Source organism: Schaalia sp. JY-X159 (assembly GCF_014525425.1).
Lineage (GTDB): Bacteria > Actinomycetota > Actinomycetes > Actinomycetales > Actinomycetaceae > Scrofimicrobium.
This window is the reverse complement of record NZ_JACEXI010000006.1, coordinates 69,543-91,261: the sequence shown is the minus strand read 5'-3', so window position 1 is coordinate 91,261 and position 21,719 is coordinate 69,543. Positions and strand designations below refer to the sequence as shown.

General features: G+C 57.8%; 19 protein-coding genes. 16 read left to right on the top strand and 3 right to left on the bottom strand.

The window, feature by feature from the left end; translation table 11 throughout:
• The first annotated feature begins 51 nt into the window (after nucleotides 1-51).
• The 11 genes from IDL90_RS10165 to IDL90_RS10120 all read left to right on the top strand — a co-directional run bounded on the left by IDL90_RS10165 (nucleotide 52) and on the right by IDL90_RS10120 (nucleotide 11,991).
• Nucleotides 52-975 carry an ABC transporter permease gene (locus IDL90_RS10165; protein ID WP_223175173.1) on the top strand — a complete coding sequence of 308 codons (924 nt, stop codon included), beginning with the start codon at nucleotides 52-54 and terminating at the stop codon, nucleotides 973-975.
• Nucleotides 975-2,219: an ABC transporter ATP-binding protein gene (locus tag IDL90_RS10160; RefSeq protein ID WP_187994419.1), complete on the top strand. Its 1,245-nt coding sequence runs from the start codon at nucleotides 975-977 to the stop codon at nucleotides 2,217-2,219. Before IDL90_RS10165 ends, IDL90_RS10160 begins: the two co-directional genes overlap by 1 nt.
• Nucleotides 2,220-2,268: 49 nt before the next feature.
• Nucleotides 2,269-3,900 carry a DUF2142 domain-containing protein gene (locus IDL90_RS11585; protein ID WP_316930277.1) on the top strand — a complete coding sequence of 544 codons (1,632 nt, stop codon included), beginning with the start codon at nucleotides 2,269-2,271 and terminating at the stop codon, nucleotides 3,898-3,900.
• Nucleotides 3,812-4,630 carry a glucose-1-phosphate thymidylyltransferase RfbA gene (rfbA, locus tag IDL90_RS10155; RefSeq protein WP_259349594.1) on the top strand — a complete coding sequence of 273 codons (819 nt, stop codon included), beginning with the start codon at nucleotides 3,812-3,814 and terminating at the stop codon, nucleotides 4,628-4,630. The genes IDL90_RS11585 and rfbA overlap by 89 nt, the downstream gene beginning before the upstream one ends.
• 37 nt (nucleotides 4,631-4,667) lie before the next feature.
• Nucleotides 4,668-5,417, top strand: a complete 750-nt coding sequence (locus IDL90_RS10150; RefSeq protein ID WP_182141814.1) for a glycosyltransferase family 2 protein — start codon at nucleotides 4,668-4,670, stop codon at nucleotides 5,415-5,417.
• Entirely contained in the window at nucleotides 5,414-5,812 is a 399-nt protein-coding gene (locus IDL90_RS10145) for a DUF2304 domain-containing protein (protein ID WP_187994418.1), read from the top strand. Before IDL90_RS10150 ends, IDL90_RS10145 begins: the two co-directional genes overlap by 4 nt.
• Before the next feature lie 44 nt (nucleotides 5,813-5,856).
• Nucleotides 5,857-6,726 carry a phosphorylcholine transferase LicD gene (locus IDL90_RS10140; protein WP_182141816.1) on the top strand — a complete coding sequence of 290 codons (870 nt, stop codon included), beginning with the start codon at nucleotides 5,857-5,859 and terminating at the stop codon, nucleotides 6,724-6,726.
• A gap of 62 nt (nucleotides 6,727-6,788) precedes the next feature.
• Nucleotides 6,789-7,988 carry a lipopolysaccharide biosynthesis protein gene (locus IDL90_RS10135; protein WP_259349546.1) on the top strand — a complete coding sequence of 400 codons (1,200 nt, stop codon included), beginning with the start codon at nucleotides 6,789-6,791 and terminating at the stop codon, nucleotides 7,986-7,988.
• Between the two features lie 39 nt (nucleotides 7,989-8,027).
• A complete protein-coding gene (locus IDL90_RS10130) occupies nucleotides 8,028-9,137 on the top strand; it encodes a glycosyltransferase family 4 protein (protein ID WP_187994417.1) in 1,110 nt (369 codons plus the stop codon).
• 122 nt (nucleotides 9,138-9,259) lie between these two features.
• A complete protein-coding gene (locus IDL90_RS10125; RefSeq protein ID WP_316930292.1) occupies nucleotides 9,260-11,056 on the top strand; it encodes an NTP transferase domain-containing protein in 1,797 nt (598 codons plus the stop codon).
• Nucleotides 11,053-11,991, top strand: coding sequence for a DMT family transporter (locus IDL90_RS10120; RefSeq protein ID WP_187994416.1), 939 nt, complete (start codon nucleotides 11,053-11,055; stop codon nucleotides 11,989-11,991). The genes IDL90_RS10125 and IDL90_RS10120 overlap by 4 nt, the downstream gene beginning before the upstream one ends.
• Here the strand turns inward: IDL90_RS10120 and IDL90_RS10115 are convergent.
• Nucleotides 11,988-12,971, bottom strand: coding sequence for a glycosyltransferase family 2 protein (locus tag IDL90_RS10115; protein ID WP_187994415.1), 984 nt, complete (start codon nucleotides 12,969-12,971; stop codon nucleotides 11,988-11,990). The two genes, IDL90_RS10120 and IDL90_RS10115, sit on opposite strands and share 4 nt — an antisense overlap.
• 129 nt (nucleotides 12,972-13,100) lie before the next feature.
• Between IDL90_RS10115 and rfbB the strand changes: the two genes are divergently transcribed.
• Together rfbB and IDL90_RS10105 are read left to right on the top strand one after the other, a co-directional pair.
• Nucleotides 13,101-14,108 carry a dTDP-glucose 4,6-dehydratase gene (rfbB, locus tag IDL90_RS10110; RefSeq protein ID WP_182141821.1) on the top strand — a complete coding sequence of 336 codons (1,008 nt, stop codon included), beginning with the start codon at nucleotides 13,101-13,103 and terminating at the stop codon, nucleotides 14,106-14,108.
• Nucleotides 14,109-14,117: 9 nt separating this feature from the next.
• Nucleotides 14,118-15,062, top strand: coding sequence for a glycosyltransferase (locus IDL90_RS10105; RefSeq protein WP_187994414.1), 945 nt, complete (start codon nucleotides 14,118-14,120; stop codon nucleotides 15,060-15,062).
• Here IDL90_RS10105 and IDL90_RS10100 read toward each other — a convergent pair whose 3' ends face one another.
• A complete protein-coding gene (locus tag IDL90_RS10100) occupies nucleotides 15,063-15,884 on the bottom strand; it encodes a TIGR03089 family protein (RefSeq protein ID WP_187994413.1) in 822 nt (273 codons plus the stop codon).
• Nucleotides 15,885-16,067: 183 nt separating this feature from the next.
• Between IDL90_RS10100 and IDL90_RS10095 the strand changes: the two genes are divergently transcribed.
• The 3 genes from IDL90_RS10095 to IDL90_RS10085 are packed head-to-tail and all read left to right on the top strand — an operon-like array spanning nucleotide 16,068 to nucleotide 21,202.
• A complete protein-coding gene (locus IDL90_RS10095) occupies nucleotides 16,068-16,367 on the top strand; it encodes a WhiB family transcriptional regulator (RefSeq protein ID WP_182141824.1) in 300 nt (99 codons plus the stop codon).
• 16 nt (nucleotides 16,368-16,383) lie between these two features.
• On the top strand, nucleotides 16,384-19,788 hold the full coding sequence (locus IDL90_RS10090; protein ID WP_187994412.1) for a glycosyltransferase: 3,405 nt from the start codon (nucleotides 16,384-16,386) through the stop codon (nucleotides 19,786-19,788).
• Complete coding sequence (locus IDL90_RS10085; protein WP_182141826.1) at nucleotides 19,781-21,202, top strand: DUF5719 family protein; 1,422 nt, start codon at nucleotides 19,781-19,783, stop codon at nucleotides 21,200-21,202. The genes IDL90_RS10090 and IDL90_RS10085 overlap by 8 nt, the downstream gene beginning before the upstream one ends.
• 21 nt (nucleotides 21,203-21,223) lie before the next feature.
• On the opposite strand, the gene IDL90_RS11580 is transcribed toward IDL90_RS10085, so the two are convergent.
• Entirely contained in the window at nucleotides 21,224-21,709 is a 486-nt protein-coding gene (locus IDL90_RS11580; protein ID WP_262509023.1) for a metallopeptidase family protein, read from the bottom strand.
• Nucleotides 21,710-21,719 lie beyond the last annotated feature (10 nt).

The window sequence follows — 21,719 nt, the reverse complement described above, 5'->3', positions numbered from 1 at the left end:
TGGCACCGACAGAACTGTGTGGTACGCGGTCTTTTCAGGATGGAGTCCGCTGTGTCTGAGGACTCCAAGATCGTAGATGCGCGCTATAAGCGTCTTGAAAATCTTCCGCTCGTGAGTTACCGCCGCAAGGAGAATGCGGTAACTGGGTTCTTCGGCGCCATTCGTGAAGTTTTTTCCCGTCGCGAACTACTTGGGCTTCTTGTACGGCGGGAGTTGGTTGGAAGATACAAGGACAGCACGCTTGGTCTTGTATGGTCGATGATTCGTCCACTGACTCAGCTCCTCATCTACTACCTGGTGATGGGGGAGTTCTTAGGTGCAGCGAGAAACATAAACAACTTCGCGATCTTCATCTTCTCGGGCCTCACCATTTATGGCTTGTTCTCCGAGGTCGTGAACACGATGACCAGTTCGATTATCGCGAACTCCGGACTCATCAAGAAGATCTATCTTCCCAGGGAGATTTTTCCAATTGCCGCCGTGGGTGCTGCACTCGTGAATTTCGGGCTGCAGATGGTTATTCTCTTGGTTGCTGCGGCGTTCGTCGGAACAATCGTGTTCGGCGCTAACCTTCTTTTCTCACTGCTCTCTGTGCTTATTGTCCTCCTTTACGGTGTTGGGCTGGGACTCTTCCTTGCGGCTTGGAATGTCTACCTCCGAGATATCCAGTTCATGGTCGAGGTTGTTGTCATGTTGCTGATGTGGTTTAGCCCGATTGTCTACTCCTGGACCTTTGTGGCCGATGCGTTCTCAATGCGCGGTCTTGGCTGGCTCACAAATGTGTACATCAACAACCCAGTAACGCTCGCAGTTCTTGGTTTTCAAGAGGCTTTTTGGGCGGGTGCAAGCGATGGGGTTATTCCTGATGACTTGGCATTCCGCATGGGTATCGCGAGCGTGATCGGCGTCTTTGTTCTCTGGTGGGGACAGCGTGTCTTCGCCCGACTTCAACCAAACTTTGCGCAGGAACTCTGATGACTCAAGAAATCCCGTTTACAGAGGGTCATGACGAAGGCTCACACCTACCACCTGGTCCAGAGATAGCAATAGTGAAGGACGCCTCTAAGTTCTTTGTTCTCCGTAAGGATAAATCGGTCAAGGATCGGGTCCTCCACCCGGGAGAGTCAAAGAAGCACGAGGATAGGTTCTGGGCGCTGAAAGGTATCTCACTCAAGTTCAAGGCGGGTACGACTGTTGGCTTGATTGGGCCAAATGGTTCGGGTAAGTCAACACTATTGAAGATGATCGGCGGTATCATCCAACCTGATGAAGGCATGGTTGAGACCCGTGGTCGACTTGCAGCGTTGCTTGAGCTTGGAGCTGGCTTCCACCCGGATCTGACCGGGCGTGAGAACGTCTACTTGAACGCATCGATCCTCGGCATGTCACGAGCAGAGACAGACGCAAAGTTCGAGAGCATCGTTGCCTTCTCAGGTATTGCGCAGTTCATTGATACTCAAGTGAAGTTTTACTCCTCCGGCATGTACGTGCGCTTGGCCTTCGCAGTCGCAGTCCATGTCGATCCGGATATTCTCCTTGTTGATGAAGTTCTTGCGGTTGGAGACGAGGCCTTCCAGGAAAAGTGCCTCAAGAAAATTCAGGAGTTTCAGGCAGAGGGCCGCACTATCATTATCGTCTCGCATGCGATGGGGCATATTACTTCGTTGTGTGACAGGGCGGTTGTCCTCCACAAAGGCACGGTTGCTTTTGATGGGGACCCAACTGAAGCGGTTCAGGTCATGAGGACAGGTCTGTTCATTGAGGGCTCAGAGGGAGTCTCAGTCGCCACTCGCCGCGATGATGTTGAGGAAGGTGACGAACCTGTCATCGTCTCTGTCGTTCCTCGAACAGAAGGTAAAGCACTGACCCCAGGTGATGATCTAACCGTTGATGTAGAGCTGTTCGTGCCACACCAAGTGTCACAATGGGATCTGACACTCTCAGTCAACAATTCCCTGGGATCAACGATCCTCATTACCAGCGCACACGCCGCCGGACTCAAAGGTGCGGTCCTAGAGGGGCACCAGACGGTTCGATTCGTGCTCCCGAGCTTGTCGCTGACCGACGGCGGTTACTCTTTGACAACAGTGCTTTACGATAGTTTCCAACGCGAGACATCTAGGAGCGAAGGTACCGCAGCCTTCAAAGCCCGGTCTGGCTCTGAGAGCATAGGAACGGTCTATTCGAAAGTAGTCGGTTCTTTACCGCCGGCCAAGTGATTGGAATTCATTGTTGAAGAGTGAGGACACTACACGCGTTCGGAGCTTGGTGGCTGGTCTTGTCGGCACACTATGTATTCTCGTTGGGTTTCTGACATGGGCGCTAGTCTCACCTGTGGGAGGCTCCCCGGACGATGACTACCATCTGGGCAGCACCTGGTGTCCTAATCCAGTTGAGGGCGGCTCTTGCGATGTGGTGGTGTCGAATGGTGAGGTAACCAAGATCGTTGTACCTGAGACGGTGTACATGTCTCAAGACTGTTGGGCGTTCCATCCCGAGACGTCGGCAGCCTGCACGGACGATCTTGCCGATGACGTATATGTCCCCTCATACCGATTTGATGATGGAGCATACCCTCCGGGATACTACCGCTTCCACCACACCTTAGTCGGCCCAGACGTTCACAGGTCGGTCGTGATGATGCGCTTTGCCAACGTTATCCTTGGTCTCGGTGGTGTTGTCGCTGTCGGGGCATTGTCTGCACCGCGGGCTCGACAGAATCTGATTCTGGCCACCGTTGCGGCATGGGTTCCAATGGGGGTGTACTTCGTCGCGTCGAACAACCCCAGCAGTTGGGCCATCAGCGGCGTTCTGATCTACGGGGGTGCGCTTGTCTCAGCCGCAGGCTCTTCCCATTGGCGCAGATGGACCTTACTCGCCTTCGCGGTTATGGGCGCCGGGATGGCGATGATGAGCCGTCCTGACGCCGCCTTCTACCTGCTGATTGTGACGTTGGCTCTCTGGCTGTTGGTGCCATTCAGGAAGAACCTGATGCCCGAGGTCATCCTCTCGGGCATCGCTACGGGACTGGGACTCCTTGTTCTCCTATCATCCACGCAAGCCGACAACCTCACGGGGGACGGAGGATGGCCAGTGGATTTGAATGCCTCCACACTAGAAGTGCTCGTGGACAACATAGCCTCTCTCCCTGCGTACGCAGCATCCCTTTGGGGTTTGGGGATGGGCCCGGGTTGGTTGGATGTTCCCCTAACCGGCTGGGCGACCCTGGTAATGGTCATAGTATTTGGTGCTCTCTTGTTTGCAGGAGCTCATGACATCTCGTGGCGAAACGGGTTCGCCGCCATGGTCGTGTTCGGAGCTCTCTACGGGATTCCCGTGGTAAGCATGACGCTTCGGCACGTGGCGCCGGTAACGTACTACCAAGGTCGCTATATGCTGCCACTTCTCGCTTTCGCATTGCTAGTGTGGGTCCAGCCAGGCACCAAGAAGCCGTTGGGACTCTCCTTGGGACAGACGATCGGGATCGCGGGGATTGCTTCGGTGGCAAACGCATCCGCTCTTGCCACCACGATTCTCAGATTTGCAAGCGGGGTCACCTCGGACGGTATGAGTTCCGCGGCAGGGGAACCCTGGTGGCCATGGGCGATAGGACCTCGAGTCGTTTGGATCGTCGGAGCCCTGTGCATGACTGTTGGTATCTTCGTCCTGATGACGTTAGTCGCGCATCAGTCAAATCTCGTGACAGACACCTTGGTAGAGTTGAGTGGATCAACCGAGAGTACGAGGAAGGGTCGCAATGAAGGGAATCATTCTGGCAGGCGGGTCGGGCACGCGGCTACACCCGCTCACGCTGGGCACATCGAAGCAGCTGATGCCGGTGTACGACAAACCGATGATCTATTACCCGCTGACGACACTGATGCTGGCGGGAATCAATGAGATCCTCATAATTACCACCCCTCATGACGCTGCCGGATTTGAGAGGCTGCTGGGAGACGGGTCCCAGTTCGGCATCAAGATAACTTACGCGCAACAAGCTGTTCCCAATGGTCTTGCACAGGCATTCGTCATCGGGGCGGACTTTATTGGAGATGACAAGGTTGCGCTCGTCCTCGGCGATAACCTCTTTTATGGTCCCGGTATGGGGTCTCGACTCTCACGCCTTACAGATATCAAGGGTGGTGCCGTCTTTGCGTACCGCGTGTCCAACCCTTCGGCATACGGGGTCGTGGAGTTTGACCGCGACAACAGAGCGGTCTCTTTGGAAGAGAAGCCGGCTGCGCCTCGCTCGCACTACGCGGTCCCGGGTCTGTACTTTTACGACAACACGGTTGTCCAGATAGCTAAGGATCTGGAGCCATCTGCCCGCGGCGAGTACGAGATTACGGACGTCAACAAGGTTTACCTTGATAGGGGGGATCTCGCTGTCGAGGTCCTTCCCAGGGGCACCGCATGGCTTGACACCGGAACTTTCGACGATCTGTCAGATGCCGCGGTATTCATTCGTACCGTTCAAGATCGTCAGGGAATGAAGATTGGCTGCCCCGAAGAAGTGGGCTGGCGTAAGGAATTTCTGACGGATGAGGAACTGCGAGAAGTAGCTCTTCCCCTGGTCAAGTCAGGTTACGGAGAATACCTCCTCGACCTGATTGAGCAGGGCCGGGACTAGGGGCCCAAGCGCGTCTCACGACGGTGTTGGGGATCAAATGAATGAGAAGGTGATTGCCTCCGGAGAGCGACTTTTGGTCGTGATTCCAGCTTGGAACGAAGCCAGCGTGATCGGTGACGTTCTCACTGAGCTCCGTACAGCAGTACCGTGGGCAGACGTCGTTGTCGTCTCCGATGGTTCTGTGGATGACACGGCGAAAATCGCTAGGGACGGTGGTGTGAAGGTGCTCGAGCTACCGTTGAACCTGGGGGTTGGTGCGGCCATGCGCACGGGGTACTTATATGCGCGTCGCAATGGCTATGACTGGGCCCTACAGCTGGATGCAGACGGTCAACATGATCCCGCTGATATTCCTCGCCTCCTGGATGCAGCAAGAGCGGCGGATGCAGACATTGTGATCGGGGCGAGGTTCGCGGGCACTGGAAGCTACCAGACTAAGGGCCCTCGTCGATGGGCAATGAGTTTGTTGTCAGCTGTCCTCTCGCCGGTCACCAAAGCCAAATTGACGGATACCACGTCAGGGTTCAAGCTAAATTCCAAGAAGGCAATTGAGTTGTTCTCGGTGGATTACCCGGCAGAGTACCTGGGAGACACGATCGGTGCTTTGACAATCGCCGCGCGACGCAGGCTCAAGATCATTCAGGTTCCAGTGGAGATGAGGCCCAGGGCGGGCGGTGAGCCGTCCCACGGTGCACTAAAGTCAACGCGTTTCCTACTTCGAGCGTGGTTTGCGCTCGCGATAGCGCTCACGCAGAGACCTCTATCTGTGGGGGGCGCAGGAAAATGAGCAGCACGAGCTACATTTTCGGCATTGTGTTCTCGCTGGTAGTCTTCGCAGCGATTTTCGTTAACCTTCGCTCAGGACGCATGAAGGAGAAATACGCGACCTGGTGGATTGTGATCGGCATCGCCGTGGTACTGATTTCCGTGTTCCCTCAAATACTCTCCTTCCTCTCACGACATCTCGGTGTCGAAGTCCCCTTCAACCTCGGGTTGTTTGCCGGAGGTATCGTATTGTTGCTCATCACGCTGCAGTTCAGTGTCGACCTGTCGAAGAATTCGGACTCGGACAGAAGGCTGGCTGAGGAGATCGCACTGGTATCCGAGAGGGTGAGGGTGCTAGAGGAGGTGCGGGACGTCGAGGAGGAAAACGGCCAGGAGGAGCCCGACGCGGGGTTCTAGGCCCAGTTCGAGATGATACGTGGGAGTGCCCGCTAGGAGGAACCGTGTTTAAGGATTATGATGACCCGGATTTGCTTCGGCGCATCCAAGAGTTACTGACGAGGATCTTGAAAGAGTTCGATCGTGTATGTGCAGAGGTTGGGACTCCCTATGTCGTCTACGGGGGAACCGCTCTGGGTGCGGTTCGCCACGGCGGATTTATCCCGTGGGATGATGACGTCGACGTATGTATGCTGCGACGCGACTACGAGCGGTTCCTTTCGCATGCTCCGGGCGTATTAAAGCCAGAGTATGTACTCTCGAACTCTCGCGTAGACGCTGAGTTTCCCAACATGTTCTCTGTTCTGGGACTCCGAGACACGGAGTTCATCTCCGAATTCATCAAAGACAGTCCGTACAAGATGCGGCTCTCGATCGATATATTCCCCCTCGACAAGGTTCCGCGGGAGACATGGCGGTACCGATTGCAAGCTCGGGAGGCTTGGTTCTGGGGGCGCATGATGTACTTGCAGGGGACTCCACGCCCGTACTTGAGCCTCGAGCCTGCCGTAACAAGGGCAGTGCATTCTGTGACGGGCCTTGTGTATCGGGCACTAAAGGGCCTTCACGTGGGTCCCACAGTCCTGCAGAACCGATGGGAGAAGGCAGCGAGACGTTTCGAGCAAGAGCCTGGGAACAGGCACACCGACTTCACGGATATGAATCCAATGGCATGGGAGGTCGCAGAAGGTGATCTCTTTCCATCAGTGTCAGCTCCATTTGGGGACATCGAGGTGCAGCTCCCCAACAACTATGAGGCGATATTGACCCGCGGCTACGGCGATTACATGGAGCTACCACCAGAGAATAAGAGAAAGAACCACCAGCCATACCACGTGGACTTGGGCCGCTACGCAGAAGTCGACCCGGATTAGTGGGATCTAGCGGCAAGTCCCAACTGGGACGGGACTATTTCTGGAACACGGCGAGCAGCCTCATGGGATCGCTATCGATGGTGCTGATGCTCATCGTGGTGACGAGGGCGGCCGGTATCGCTGCCGCTGGCGTCTACTCTCTGGCGACAGCGGTGGGTCAGCAATTCCAAACCGTGGGCGCCTATGAAGTTCGCCCCTACCAGGCAACCGATGTTCGCCACCGCTTTTCCTTCGGAACCTACTATGCTACGCGCCTGGTCACTCTCGTTGTAATGGTCGTGGGAATTGTGGCCTATGCTCTGGTGACCGGCAAAGGCCAACAGAGCGCCATCGTGGTGATCCTCGTTGCTTCACTTCGTGTGTTCGACGCATTCGAGGATGTGTTCTATGGGGAATTTCAGAGGATCGGTCGGCTCGATATCGCGGGGCGTGCCAACTTCTTCCGAGTGCTGGTAACCACAACGGTGTTCACTGTCCTGATTTTCGTTACGCGCGACCTTGCGACTACGACCATTGTGACCATCATTGTGACCGCTTTGGCCGTTGCTTTCTTGATTGTGCCTCCGGCCAAGGGCCTGTTTCCACTGCGGCCTGCATTTAGTGTGGGTCCGGTGCGCTCTCTCTTGATCGCCTGCCTACCTCTTTTCTTGGCAGCCTTCCTGGCAATGTACTTGACGAACGCACCACGCTTCGCCATTGAGGCATTCATGGACTCAGCACAGCAGGGCTACTACGCCATACTTTTCATGCCGGCATTGGCAATCAACATTCTTGCCATGTTTGTGTTCCGTCCCCTACTCACTCGTATGGCAACATACTGGGCCGCGGGAAATCGTGCAGGGTTCACAAGGCTAGTCAAGAGGGGCATTCTGGGTGTGGGACTAGCTTTTGCCCTAACTTTCATTGTGGTCTATTTCCTTGGCGTGCCAATACTGAACCTGCTTTACAGCGTAGACCTTTCCGAGTATCGCCGGGAGTTGCTAGTCATAGTCGTAGGTGGCGCCATGAACTCTCTAGCAGTCATTTTCTACTACGCGCTGACAACTATGCGGCAGCAACATCTATTGTTGGGAGGGTATCTCGCCAGCGCGGGTCTGGTATGGGTGTTGTCCCGAGTCCTTGTGCCAACTAGCGGGATTATGGGAGCTGCTCTTTCATACTCCTTGGCCATGATGGTTCTAGCCCTTGTGTTCGCTCTATCATTTATGCTCATGAATCGAGGGGCGCCCCGGGGAGTGGCGCAGACGCCCCCAAAACTGTAACGGGCAGGCATTTCGTCTGGGTGGTCATTGAGGAGCCCCATGAGAATCGCAATCATCACAAACACGTATCCGCCGAGGGTTGGTGGGTTGGAGCAACATCTGCAACAGCTAGCAACTGGCTTGGCAAAGCTAGGCAATGACGTCACGGTGATAACCATCGACGAGCAACCCGGAACTCGACTTGAGAATGGCGTGCGGATCCTGATCGGTAAAGCACACTTGCCGATTTCCGGCGTCATTAGCTTCCCGACACTCGGAACCACGAGGCGATTGGCATCGTTTCTCAGTGAGGGCGCATTTGATGCGGTCTCCGTCCATACTCGCTTCTTCCCGATGACCTTCGTGGGTCTGCGTGCTGCGCATATGGCTTGCATTCCCGTGGTACACACCGAACATGGAAGCGGCTACGTTGCGAGCTCTTCCACAATCATCGCCCTAGCAAGCAGGGTCGTGGACAACACGCTTGGTCGATACGTTTTGCGCCATGCGGAGCGAGTACTTGGTGTCTCGCAAGAGGCTGCTTCCTTTGCGCGACGATTGGGGGCGAAGGAGCCCAAGGTTTTCTATAACGCGATTGGGCCGCGTCTCTCCCCGGCCGAAGTCCCGGATCGTCCGGAACGCTTAGTCTTCGTTGGGCGTCTCGTTGATGGGAAAGGATGGGATACCTTCCTACGGGCTGTCGCTCGCCTCCGCGACCATGGTCGCGACATTGAAGGAATCATCCTGGGAGACGGATCTGACTTTGACGCAGCGCGAAGCCTCGCCGAGGAGCTCCGAGTGGACGATGTGGTGCAGCTCCGTGGACGAGTTTCACCCGAGCATGTTCGGAGCGAGATCAGCGGAGCTACTCTCGTGAACCCGACTGTGCTGTCCGAGGGGTTCCAAACAACAATGCTGGAAGCGCTCGCTGAGGACGGGCGTGTGGTCACGTTCGATGTCCCAGGCGCGAAGCTGCTTCGAACGCAGGGCATGCCTGTGTTGATAGCTCCGCAAAAGTCAACCGATTCGCTGGTTGAGACGCTCGAATTGCTGCTCGATGATCCGCCGCCAGCGGCGAGTGCTGGGGCCCTTTCTCCCTGGACCTGGGAAGAGCGGCTGAGAGAATTCTCCGGTGTCTTGGCTGACGTTGCACCTACATCTATCCGGTGATCATCCGGAATGAACTGTGACAATCTCGCGAGTCTGTGACAGTGTCGTAACCTAGATGTTCGATTCTGTTCACAAATGCGTTATATTCGAACGTGGTTCGATATTCGATTCTGGTGAACGAGGTGTCCTCTTTGTTGTCACAAAATCAGTTTTCAGTGCTGTTTGCCCTCCAGAAGACGCACGAAGGTCTTACGCAGCGGGAAATAGCAGAGAATGCGGGACTAGCTCTGGGAACAGTCAACGCGGTCGTCCGTGAGTGCGCCGCCCTCGGATACATCGTTGACCGCCAACTGTCCTCGAAAGGTCTCGAAGCGTTGCAACCGTACCGGGTTGAGAACGCGGTGATAATGGCCGCGGGGCTTTCCCAGAGGTTTGCACCCATATCCTATGAGAAACCGAAGGGCCTCCTTCGTGTCCGCGGCGACGTGCTGATAGAGAGACAGATTAAACAGCTCCATGAGGCTGGGATCATGGACATCTCAGTTGTTGTTGGGTACAAAAAGGAGTATTTCTTCTACCTGGCCGAGAAGTATGGTGTGGAGATCGTCATCAATGATGAGTACGCAACTCGCAACAACAACGGCACACTCTGGGCAGTTCGAAACAGGCTTGCCAACACATACATTTGTTCTTCAGACAACTACTTCACATCCAACCCCTTCGAAACCTACGTCTACCAGTCGTACTACTCTGCGCAGTTTGTTGAGGGAACAACGGATGAGTGGTGCATCGAGACTGCTCAGAACGGTTTGATCACCGGAGTCGAGATCGGTGGCGAGGATTCTTGGATCATGCTCGGACACGCCTACTTCGACAGGGAGTTCTCCAAGCATTTCCGAGAGATTCTCGAAACGGTCTACACCCGCCCGGAGACAGTGGGCAAGCTGTGGGAAGAGATCTTCATAGACCACCTTGATGTCCTTCCGATGGTTGTTCGCCCGTACCCGGAGGGGCTGATCAACGAGTTCGATTCACTGGATGAGTTACAAGGCTTCGACCCGCTCTTCATTGAAAACGTCGATTCTGAGGTATTCGACAACATCGTTGAAGTGCTCGACACCACGAGATCAGAGGTCGGCAACTTCTATCCGCTGAAACAGGGGATCACCAATCTGTCATGCCACTTCAGCGTGGGTGACGAGGAGTACGTCTACCGCTATCCAGGAGTCGGGACCGACAAGATGATCAACCGTGGTGCTGAGCAGGCCGCCCTTGAACTAGCCAGCGACCTTGGTTTGGACTCGACATTTATGCACATGGACGCGAAGCGAGGTTGGAAAATCTCACGATTTATCCCTGAGGCACGAAACCTCGATGTATCAAACCCGCAGGAGCTCTCAAACGCAATGAAGATGCTGCGGACGCTTCACCACTCCGATGCGACGTTGGACCGGCACTTCGACTTTATTGACGAGGGATTAAGGTATGAGAGTCTCCTGTTACAGCACGGGCCGATTGACCTGCCCGGATACCAGGAGTTGCGGACCAAAGTCCTGCGGCTCAAGGAGTATGCAGATGCGGACGGTTTCCCCCTGGTGCCGGGCCACAACGATTTCTTCCACCTCAACTTCCTCGTTGAATCAAGCAATGAAATGCACCTGATCGACTGGGAGTATGCGGGAATGTCGGACGAAGCAAATGACTTTGGGACACTCACTGTCTGCTCGGAACTAACTGAGGACCAAGCCAACCAGGCGTTGGAGTACTACTTCGGACGTGAAGCCTCTCCTCGCGAGCGGCGCCACTTCTGGTCTTACGTTGTTTTCGCGGGATGGTGCTGGTACATCTGGGCTCTCGTCAAGGAAGCGGAGGGCGACAACGTCGGAGAGTGGCTGTACATCTACTACAAGCATGCTGTTACCTATGTTGACCGTCTCCTTAGTGAGTACGAGGACGTGTCAGAGGTGGTTGCGCCGTGAAGTTTGGACTCGCAAGTGGGGCACTTTGGGGCCTTGACACTGTCATTCTTGGCATGGCCCTTTTGCTCATCCCCTTCCTGGGATCTCCCGATGCAGCTCTTGCAAGTGCTGCTTTACATGACACCGTCTGTGCGCTGCTCCTTCTGGTCTTCATGGGGTTCAAAGGGCGCCTCCGTGACACTCTCACGGCTGCTCGTACCAAGAGCGGACGCGCCGTCATGGTGGCGGCACTGTTGGGTGGACCAGTAGGTATGACCGGATATCTGATCGCTATCAACAATATTGGGCCGGGCTACACCGCTATCATCTCCTCCTTCTATCCCGCAGTTGGAACTGTCTTGGCGGTTGTCTTCCTTAAGGAGCGCATGCATCCACGCCAAGTAGCTGCACTGGCGGTTGCGTTGTCTGGAATCATCGCGATTGGTTACTCTTCCGCGACCGCGGACCTTCCAGGGAATGCCTGGCTGGGTATCCTCGCCGCACTGCTGTGCGTGTTCGGGTGGGGGTCAGAGGCGGTCATCCTCGCGTGGGGTATGCGTGATGACAACGTAGATAACGAGACAGCTTTGCAGATCCGCCAGACTACCTCCGCCCTCGTCTACATGCTGGTGGTGGCTCCCGTGTTCGGCGTTCTTGGCTTTGCCCTGAAGGCGAGCATCACCCCGGCAATGGGCGTACTCGCCGTTGCTGCACTGGCGGGGACGGCCTCGTACCTGTTCTACTACAAGGCAATTGCGACGGTGGGGGCGTCGCGAGGTATGGCCTTGAACATTTCCTACTCCGCATGGGCCGTCATCTTCGGCTTGATACTCATGGGCACGGTACCGGGCTTCCTGCAGATCTTCGCATGCATCGCAATTCTCATTGGCACAGTATTGGCGGCATCCCCAAACTGGAAGGACTTGAGCTTCAAGGGGATCTCCAAACCGGCCTAGTACTGCCCTCCCACACCGCGGAGCCCATCGCGCAAAGCCCGCGAGAAGGGGACGACACGCGTGGTGCGGCCGGGAGTGAGCAGGTAGTACCCCATGTACTTTGTCATCCACCACAGGTAGCGCTGCTTCCACCTCTTCGGGAGGAAACTGGCTGACTGCAGAAGCAGGGTATTTCGCATCATGTAGTAGTTGCGGATGGGAGAGTGCACGTGCACGGGCTTCTTGCGTCCTGGGACTTGAGCGACCTCGTCTCCCAACGAATGGTAGATGGGGGCATTGCCGCTAACCAGGATGCGGTACCCCTTCTCAACTGCGCGAAGGCACCATGCTAGATCAACGTGGTCAATGAACAGCGCTTCGTTCATGGGCCCGACATCGTCCAGTGCACTCATGGAGATCAGGCAGCCAGAGGCGAGAACAAACGGTACCGCCAGGGCTTCTCCGCGTTGAGGAACGCGGGTGCGGATCGCCCCCCACTTGGTGAAGGAATAGACGAGGGCGTTCCCGACATCGCCGCCACGACCATCCAGAGGTACCGGGCCGACAGCCGCCACGGGTCCATCAACGGCTGAGGATGGGAAGCATGCCATGGCTTCACCATCATTTGGTTGAAGCAGAGAGAGCCGCGTTGGCCGACCCGGCAGAGGAGGTTCCTCAAAACAGTCAAGAAGCTCTTCGACCATGTTGGGCGCCAGAGTTGAGTCTTGGTCAGAAAGCAGAACATAGGTGGCGCCCTCGTTGCGCGCCCAGATGATCCCCTGATTCTGTGCCGCAGCGATCCCGCGGTTCATACCTAGAGGTAGACAGTGGACTCCAAACTCCCTTGCTTCCTCCTCCACATCCTTGTGGTTCGCAGAGCCATTGTCGACGATCACCACGTCGTCCACCTGCGGGGAAAGTGAGCCCAGCAACGACCTAAGTTCATCCATCGTTGGGTTGTATGTGACCACGACTGCAATCACATTTTGGCCCTGGGTCATCAGACCTCCATTTCCCGGCGCGTAAGCCCGGCTAGACTGGGAACGACCTACCTCAAGCCTAGTGGGAGTAATACTTAGTTCCTGCCTGATCTTGGCGGAACGCTGACCGGCCTCATTGAAGGAGCACAAATGCGCATTGTCGTAACCGGCGGAGCAGGTTTTATCGGAGCCAACTTCGTTCATACACTCTTGAATGATCATCCAGAGGTGGATGTAGAGGTGTTGGACGCCTTTACGTACGCGGCAAATGAAAAGTCACTGACCGATGTAACGCCCGAGCAAGCCAAGCGGCTCACCGTCATCAAGGGCTCAGTTACTGACGCCGACCTGGTGGATGAGGTCGTCAAGAACGCGGATGCCGTGGTGCACTTCGCCGCCGAATCCCACAACGACAACTCAATCAGTGGACCAGCCCCGTTCATTCAGACAAACCTGGTGGGGACGTTCACGCTACTTGAGGCAGTGCGCAAGCATGACACCCGCTTCCACCACGTCTCCACAGACGAGGTGTACGGAGACTTGGAGCTTGACGACCCCGCGAAGTTCACGGTGGAGACGCCCTACAACCCGTCCTCGCCCTACTCGGCATCCAAGGCCGGCTCCGACATGCTGGTGCGCGCATGGATCCGCACCTTTGGGATCCCCGCGACCATCTCTAACTGCTCCAACAACTACGGGCCCTACCAGCACATCGAGAAGTTCATTCCCCGCATGATCACCAACCGCCTGGTTGGTATCCGTCCTCGTCTCTACGGCGAGGGCGCGAACGTGCGGGACTGGATCCACGTCCTCGACCACAACGACGCTGTCTGGGAGATCCTGCAGCGCGGAACCCTGGGGGACACCTACCTGATCGGGGCGGACGGAGAAACCTCAAACAAAGAAGTTGTCCACATGCTCAATGAGATCATGGGGCACCCTGCGGACGACTACGACCATGTGAGCGACCGTGCGGGACATGACCTGCGCTACGCGATCGACGCCACGAAACTGAACGAGGAGCTGGGATGGTACCCCTCATTCACTTCCTTCCGTGAGGGCTTGGAAGAAACCGTGCGTTGGTACACGGATCACGAGGACTGGTGGAAGGGCGAAAAGGAGCGGGTTGAAGCGGACTACGCCAAGAAGGGTCACTAGGGTTTGCTCATGACGCGTCCCATCGTTCACGTGGCGATGGCCACCTACAACGGGCAGCCGTGGATTGGTCGCCAGGTCGCAACCGTCCTCGACCAGGACGGTGTGGAGGTGCGTCTGGTCATCTCCGATGATGGTTCGACCGACGGGACACAGGACTGGGCCCGCGGTTTGGCGGAACGTGACTCGCGGGTGGTGGTGCTACCTGAGCGTGACGGTGAGGCCGGAGTGGCCGCGAACTTCCTATACGCGCTGGCCCACCTGGACGTCCGCCCCGGCGAGTATGCGGCCTTTAGTGACCAGGATGACCTGTGGCAGCCGCGCAAACTCATCGAACAAATCCACTTCATGGACGAGGCCGGAGCGCACGCAGTGTCATCCAACGTCATGGCATTCACGGTGGAGTCAGACGGCGAGGTGAAGCGGACCCTCATTCGCAAGGATCAGCCGCAAGTGGAGTGGGACTTCCTTTTCGAAGCTCCGGGTGCCGGTTCAACCTACGTCTTTGGTTATGAGGCCTGGAAGACCCTGGTCGACTATCTTGACGTGTGGGGGGCCGAGGGCGTGGCTGTCCACGACTGGTTCGTTTATGCGGTGCTGCGCGGGGCTGGGATGTCCTGGGTTATTGACCCGCGACCACATGTGGCCTACCGCCAGCACGAACGCAATGTAGCGGGCGCCCACAAAGGCCTGCAAGCAACCGTGAACCGCTGGCAACTGCTCCGCTCAGGCCACTACCGTAGACAGTTCTTGCTGATGACCGAGGTGGCGAATCGGGCGGCCCACGCCGCAGGTCGGGATGATCGGTTCCTCCGCGGCCTCGCAGAATGGAAAGAGTGGCTTAGCGATACCTCTTGGCGGGGTCGGGTTGCGGTCTTGTGTCACGCACGCGGCATGCGCAGGCGCCCTATCGAGCAGGTGAAGCTTGCTGTGTCGGGCCTGCTTAGGGTGTGGTAGTTACCGGTTCGGCACCGTGAGGGTCACCTTCTCAGTTGTCGCGATACTTTCCGCGTCCACCCCGCCCGGCACCCACACAACCGATGCTCCGCGAATCCACAGTTGGATGAGTTGCGCGGTGAAGAGCGTGGGGTTCGCGGTGGTAACCAGCACCCTGTGTTGGTCAAGGCGGCTTGCGGGGTTGCTAAGTTCCCCTTCAAGACCCAGGTAGTCACGAGTGAGGAGGTCGTCGAGGTGCAGGGGTGCCTTCTGTGGGTCTTCCAAGAGGTTGGGTGGGAGCCAATCGATGTCATCCCCAACGATCACTGTGGCGCCGGGTCCGGTGTGGGGCATATCGACCTCGTCCCCATAAGACATGACGTCGGCAGTCCCATCCGTGATGCCGAAAGGAAGGTCACCTGGCCAAGAGAATGCGAATGACTCGGGTGTTTGGGCGACGAGGACGTCTGGGCCAAGTTCATCCTGCAGGGTCATCAAGAAGTCCAGGTCGTTGCTAACTGCCAGATCGATCTGGCCCAGATTGCGCGGGGGGCGCTGGCGCAACCCGCGGAGCCAGCACGCTGCGATCCACAGGGGCGTTCGCCAGTGGGTGGTCAAGTACTCCGCAAACGACGACGCTCCGAATGGGAACTCATTGGCTAGGAAGTTGTCGGTCTTGGCAAGCCATCGACGCGCCACAGGTCCAGACAGTTCGACCCGCTCCCGAATGGACGGGGTTCCGGGGGGATTCGAGGCGCTGCCCGGATCAAGGAACCAAGTCAGGACTGGACCCGGTCGGGGAGAAAGGAGAGCAGTCAGTGAGGTGGCATCAAGCTGTTTCATCCTCGTAGACTAGCTGGTCGCAAGGGATGATACTTCCAAGCCGAGCCCCCCGGACTGCGACACGCGGGATGAACCGTTGTTTTCGGGCGGTTTTTGTCCGTTCCACTTGACAGGGGCGGGACTACACGCATGTAATTAGGGGACGTTGCGACGCGTGACGGCCATTCTTTTAGCGGGGGACACATGTGGAACATCTTTGGTGAAGGCGCCATCACGTTTACCGTGGTCCAGGGCGCTGAAGCCCTCGATAGTTCCGATGAAGGCCCACTTTCTTGGCAACAAGATGCGCTGTGTGCGCAAACGGATCCGGAGGCGTTTTTCCCGGAAAAGGGCGGTTCCACCCGGGAGGCAAAAGGTGTTTGTGCGTCTTGCGAAGTTCGGGCTGAGTGCTTGGAGTATGCCCTTGTGAACGATGAACGCTTTGGAATATGGGGCGGACTGTCCGAACGTGAGCGGCGGCGCCTACGACGAGCTGCGTCTTGAGCGTAAAATAGGACAAATGTCGTCCTTTCTTCCCGCCGAAGACGCGGTGCAGGCATCGCTAAGCGACGTTGTGGCACTGATAGTCCTAGCCCCCAAAGAACGCGGTGAACGCGTCGTTGGAAGGTGGGAGACGCTCGCGTCTGTACTACGACAAGCAACGCCGCCGCGGCTTGTCATAGTTGTTGAGACCTCTCTGGATGCAACGCTCGAAACAGAAGTGGTCCAGGACGTCTCTGATCAGGTGCTTCCTCGCCTTTTCCCAGATGCGAAGGATGGTGGGGGTCTTCCGCATGAAGAGAGCCCACGCGTCATTCGCTTCTACTCTAGGGGAGCTCAACGTTTCGGTTCTGCGGTCCGGGAAGCCCTCGATGCGATACCCGGGGCGCGGAAGTGCTCTTGGATGTGGCTTCTTCACGACGACATGGTGGCGAACACCAATTCACTTGAGACGCTGCTCGCCGCCGGGCAATCGGGAGAGAGTGTTGGTGCAGTTGGCCCAAAGCAGGTCCATTATGGCGCACCCGATCAGCTTTTGGAGATCGGTATCGATGCCACATCGAAGGGGCGCCGCGTTTACGTGGTGGAGCCAGATGAAATTGATCAGGGGCAACACGATCGTCGCGATGATGTCCTAGCCGTTGGAACGGCTGGGATGCTGGTCCGATCTGCCGCGTGGAATGCCGTTGGGGGGTTGGACCCCGCGCTGGGGCCGTTCGGGGATGGCCTCGAGTTTGGTCGCCGACTGTGGCAAAGCGGGTACCGCGTTGTCGTGGCACCCAGGGCTGTCGTAGAGCACGCGCAGGCATCTTACGGTCACGACACTGAGGGTCGCTCCTCTTTCGCTGCCCGGCGTACCGCGCAAATGTACAACTGGGGTCTGGCTCTTACGCGGCTCCAGTTTGTTGCCTTCATCGTGGGGGCTCCATTTCTTTCCCTGGGACGCTCCTTTGCGCGGCTGTTTAGCAGGACTCCAAGCTTGGCGTTTGGTGAACTCGCCGCCTATGTGCGGTTAGTGGGCATGACGCCTGCCCTCCTACGAGGGCGGGCGCGGCTCCAACGTGTGGCAACCGTGCCAAGAAGCGCCCTCTCAACACTCGAAGCCAGTCCGTTGGAGATCACCAAACACAGGCGCAACAGTCGTAAGATCCGCGCCAAAGGTGTTGATACTGAGGTCATTCTTGACCCGGCAGCTCTGGCCGCCCTGAAGCGACATCACGCGCGGGCCGCAGGTGGCTTTATTGGGCTGATGAGCGCCGCGATCATTGTCTCGGTCTTCGCTTGGTACCCGTTCAGAGAGGGTCTCATCGGAGGGCAGTGGGGGGCGCTACCCTCCAAGTGGAGTGTCCTAGCCGCTCAGGCTTGGAGTGGGTGGCAGATCACTGGCGATGGACTTGTTGGCCCGTCATCACCGCTCTTGGCGCCCCTCAGCATCGTCGCTGCCCCGTTTGCGCTGCTCGGCATTTCACCCCAGACCTTCGCATATCTCCTAGTCTTTGCCGCACTTCCTTTAGCAGCATGGGGTGGATGGTCCGTTGCGTCCTCGTTCACCCGATCCACAACTGTGCGCGTTGGGTTGGCAGCGTTGTGGGCAACATCTGGCTCCGCTCTGATGCCGCTAATGTTTGGGAACTTGGCTGTGCTCTGTGCGTACTTGTCACTCCCGGCGGTTGTCGTGGGATTGGTCAGAGGGCTTAGACCCCCGGTCGCACTCGTTGCCCACGGCATCGAGGACCTCGTGGCCGTCGCGCCTAGGAACACTGTGTCCTGGCTGGGCCTTGCTGGTTTAGGTTCAGTTTTCGTTGTGGTAGCTGCTCCCATTGCACTGATGATTCTGCCGGTCGTAGCGCTGCTTCTGTTCGTGGGGACCGACTCGCAGTGGCTGCGGATTGGAGCGTGGCGCGGCACTGAGCGCCCGCGAAGTGTGATGCGTTGGGCAGCGCTTGTAGCGGTCACCGTACCCGGCCTGGTTGTCATTGCTCCATCGCTTGTCACACAGCTGCTTCGTGGTGACCCGCAGGCGTTCCTGGGATGGGCTCTGGGTACAACATTGGGGAATGCCGATCTGGGGCTCCTCGCGGGGCTCCCGGCCGCACTTCCACTCGCGGGTGCAGACTCCGGCTTTTTGGAAGCGGTGGCTGCAGGTTCATTCCCTGCGTTGTTGATTGTGGGAGGATCACTGTCGGGCATTGCCCTTACGGTCTGGACTCTCGCAGCCGTCATCCACGCCTCGTGGAAACCCTCGCAGATGAGTCCCATGGTCGTGGGCAGCTGGGGTTTCGGGCTCACCCTCTCCGTCCTCGCCCTACTTCAGGCGTGGTTGGGGGCCGAGGCAGCGCGGGTATCCCCACTCCTTATCGCCGGGACGTCGCTGTCCTTTGTTGTCGCGGTGGGTGCGTCGTATGCGAACTACTCGCTCACTGTCTCCCAGCTGGTACCGGTGACGGACTACGCCGGCAGGTGGGCCAGGGGTCTTCCAGCCGGGATTGGTTCGGTTGCGGCACTTCTTTCTGCTGTCAGCCTCTTGGTCCTAGGTCCGGTTGGGTCCGCAGTTAGTGGATCACAATTTGTGCAGCCTGCGCCCTCCCCCCTGATACCGGTAATTGCTCAAGAATCGCAGAATGGGCCCAGAGCTGCCCGTTTCCTCACTGTCACACTCATTGACGGTGAAGTTCAAGCAGACCTGATGAGGGGAGTGGCGGTTCAGCAGGCTGATCTGCGTGTCTTCCCAGCCCCGACCAGCACAGTGACGTCGGCTGTCACACAAGCACACTCAAGTCTGGCGAGCATTGTTGCAACCATGACTGCTCGACCAACGGCCCGCACGTCATCTGGGCTGGCTGATCACGGGATCGATATAGTCATGCTGTCGGCCCACTCTGAGGACTTCTCCGCCATCCAGAGTGTCCTTGACGCAACAGGGGGGCTCGAAAGGATCGGGAACCTCGAGGGCTCCACGATGTGGCGAGTCCGACCTGACGGGCGACTTCCTGCTCGCGTTTCGCTCCTCACCGCAGGCGAGGGAGGGGAAGTTACAACCAGCCCTGTGGATTCTGGCTCCGTCGGGGTGAAAACCACAATCGCTGAGGATGCGACCGGCTTCATCGTCATGGCAGAAGCAGCTGACCCGGGGTGGATAGCTTCTTTGGATGGAGTTCCTCTTACGACCGTCGAGGATCCCTCCTCGGAGGAGGGGTGGCGGCAGGCATTCGAACTACCCAATGGTGGCGGCGAACTGGAGATTACATACCGCGCTCCCTACCTCTACTGGTGGTGGGCTGGGGCGGGCCTGACACTGATGATTGTCGCGCTGATGGCACTTCCACGTAGCTTCCGCCGCCGCAGCATTGAACCATGGGGTGACCAGGACGCTGGTTCAGACCCCTCGGAGGGTAGCTTCACCGAGGGGAAAGCACATGAGTAGACAAGACGGAGTGGGTCGGGCCCGGTGGGTCCCACTTGGCATTGGGCTGTGCGCGTGCGTTGGGCTCACCGTTGGCTCTCTGGCGCTGGGGACCCCCGAGGGCGCCACCACAACTCAGAGCCGAGCGAAGACCGAGGCCGTACAGGTGATCATGGATGAGATACCGCTGGTATGCCCGCCTGGAATCATCGCTCCCGAGGACGTTGTCCCCCTGCGGGCATCCTCAGCTTCCGACGCTGAACCGGTTACAGAAGCAGCCTTGGCAACCTGGGCCCCGGGCCACGCTACAGCCCTCGCGGGCGGCGGGGAACTACACCTACTTGGTAGTGAGGCCAGCAGTGGGGATGTGACCGGTGTTTCGCTTGCTGGCAGAGAGTCCGGGGACCTTCTCTCACTAGACATTGAGTCCTGTGCGATACCGGGTCAGAACCTTGCATTTGCTGCCGGCTCAACCACCGTGGGTGAGGACACCGTCCTCGTCCTCGCCAATCCGGGAGACATGGCACTGAGCGTTCAGGCCCAGGTATATTCGGAAGCGGGAGCATTACTTGAGTCTCCAGCGACACTGACCATTCCTGCGGGTTCAACCCTGTCCGTGCTGCCTGGCTCTTGGGCACAGGCAGAAGAGAATCCCGTCATCACACTGACAGCGGAAGGCCTTGGCGTTGCCGCCTGGCTTCAAACATCCGGATTGAACGGTGAGGTCCCGCAGGGTCTGGCCCGCATCCAGGGAACACGCCCGGCGGAGACCGTCGTTATTCCAGGCGTGACTGCCTCACGTCAATCGACTCTCCGCGTCGGCAACCTCGGAACCGAGAACACGCGGGTGACCGTGAGGTTACTCGGGAGTGACGGTGAACAGATCCTCAGTGGGGCGGATGGGCTTCCTTTTCCGGCGCAATCCACCGTGAGCATCGACTTGTCGGCACTCCCCAGCGATGTCAACGCCATTGTTGTTGAAGGAGGGCAACCGTTGGCCGCAACCGTCACCGAAGTGACGGAGGGTAGCGACCACCCGGATGTTCGGGATGCCAAATATTCATCACGAACCGTGGTGGGAGGTGCGCGTCAAGTGATGAGAACTGGCCTCGTAGACAAGAGCGAAGTCATTGCGGCGGCGCAGTCGCTTGGGTTCACGAACATCGAAGTGGCGGTTGCGCTCGCCAATCCCACAGACGAAACCATTGAAGTGGAACTCCAAGGGGCGGCCAAGACCCTCTCGCCGCATTCCTCGCAGCTGTACCCGCTGATCGGCAGCATGAACGATGCCGACCTGGTTGCTACCTCAGCGGTCTACGCCTCATACGTGGTTACGGCTGACACCCCTGCCGGTGCGGTTCGCTCAGTGACCAGCCTCGGGACCGAAGGTGTGCTTGCCCAATCGCGCCTAGTGTCCCTCTTCCCAGCAAACTAGCAGCCAAACATCTCGGTGGGCCTAGTCGAGAAGGTCCTCCGGGCGCAGCGCAAGAATGTCGCAAATGCGCTCCGCCAAGATCACTCGAAGGGCAAGAGGAATCTCTTCCTCTGTAGCCCGGGCACAAATTGGCCTGCGATACAGCACAATGCGATCCCGAAGTCCTCTGCGCCGATCCCTAGGAAACGAGCGAGCCAAGACAACATCATGTGACTCCCACTCAGCCGGATTTGAGGGCGGCACTTCCTCCACGCCGAACTCTATATCGGCAATGCCCGGTTCCCGGGCCGCCATCTGCGCCAACGCCAACTGCATCTCTTCGTAAAAGGATTCCCTCCGGGTTGTCCAGACAGGAAGCGCAGGATGGAAACGGGGTCCCCGAGGGCCGCGGCCATGACGATCTTTCCGGCGCCGACTGACACCCGAGTCTGCAACCGGAGGAATGCCGGCTGCGACGGCGGCGCGGCGCAGATAATCGGAGTGGGGGGAGACGAAGCCATCGGACATACGCCTAGGC